This window comes from Lactobacillus hamsteri DSM 5661 = JCM 6256, from assembly GCF_000615445.1.
GTDB lineage: Bacteria > Bacillota > Bacilli > Lactobacillales > Lactobacillaceae > Lactobacillus > Lactobacillus hamsteri.
This window is the reverse complement of record NZ_BALY01000070.1, coordinates 1-1,340: the sequence shown is the minus strand read 5'-3', so window position 1 is coordinate 1,340 and position 1,340 is coordinate 1. Positions and strand designations below refer to the sequence as shown.

Genomic DNA, 1,340 nt, shown 5'->3' with positions numbered 1-1,340 from the left:
TCAAAAAAAGACATTTACCGAACAAAATAATTCGATAAATGTCTTAAAAAGTATCGCCAGCTTTGTCAATGTCTTAACTTAATGACATTGAGCTTTAACTTGGATATTTTTAACTTTTGGATAAAAGTAGAAAACTCGCTATTTAATATTAGTGATTAAACTTCTTGTAGTTTTGGATATAACGCTTTGCTACACCCATCATGTGAACTGAAATCTTATCGGGATCATTCTTTAAGCCAGAGAAGGATACACCAAAGTATTTAGTTTTTGCATCGTAGCCTTGAGCTGAACGTAAACCTAAAAGGTCACCTGCGTGTTCCCATTCAACGTAACGGTTAGCATCACCATATTGGTCTGCTGGATCACCAGAACCAACACTAGAAAAACCACCAAATAACATTTGTTTAATGTTAAAGTAAATTTGATTCTTCAAAGCTGCAATAGTACGATCATGACCTTGGAAGTCACTAGTAATAGGTAAGCCTGATTCATCTTCATAAACTTGGCCAGCTCTGTAGTTAAGACCTGAAGCCTTTGCAGCACGCTTAATACCAGCTACGTAGTGGTCTGAATCCCAAACGGAACGATTATTATTGTAATATTCTCTAGCAGTACGATCAGCAAACTTTAAAGCGCCTTTTCTGTAAGTCCAGGAACGCTTGCCCATTTGATGGCGAGCTTGATTAATTAAGTCCAAAGTAAAATGACTAAGCATTACTTTATCACTTTGACTCAATTTGGTTACATCAACGTGACGTAAATCTGAACTGTTTGTATCAATCCAGTCATTTTGTTTCATACCAGCAATGGAGCCTTTAATAAGTTTCTTCTTGTCAGCTTTGCTGATTCTACCAGTGTTTTCTTTTAAAACTCTAGCTTTTGTATAGCCTTGGCTTTTTGGAAGTGTTAAAGTTGCAGCTTCTACAGTTTCACTAACGCTTTGTGAATTAACGGCAGACAAACCACCTAAAGTTAAAGCGACAGTCGCACCAACTAAAGTTGCAAATTTAATATTCTTTCTCATAATCTTCTTAATCCCCAATATTATTGTTTTATCCAAGTAATAAACTATACAATATGTTTTTTTTAGCTCCATAAAAGAAGTGGTTAGTTTCTCAAGGAGCTTTAGTCTTAAGTCTCTTCAACTAGTATACTAGCAAGAAAACTTTATAAAGTCTACACGTATAGTTATTAAATAACTGGAGTGAATAATAATATAACAAGTGTACTCACAAAAACTCTTTAATATACAAAATATAAGCACTTTAAATAACCATGTATTTTTTAAAATAATTTTGATTATTTTTTATATTTATTTTTATAACCGTTGTTATCGTTGG

1 protein-coding gene is annotated in these 1,340 nt (G+C 33.4%); it reads right to left on the bottom strand.

Annotated elements, in window-relative coordinates; all coding sequences use genetic code 11:
• Positions 1-148 precede the first annotated feature (148 nt).
• Positions 149-1,024: an SEC10/PgrA surface exclusion domain-containing protein gene (locus JCM6256_RS09165; RefSeq protein ID WP_025081371.1), complete on the bottom strand. Its 876-nt coding sequence runs from the start codon at positions 1,022-1,024 to the stop codon at positions 149-151.
• Positions 1,025-1,340 lie beyond the last annotated feature (316 nt).

Coding starts and splice junctions, on each gene's coding strand:
- JCM6256_RS09165 (WP_025081371.1), bottom strand. CDS start 1,024: ATGAGAAAGAATATTAAATTTGCAACTTTAGTTGGTGCGACTGTCGCT.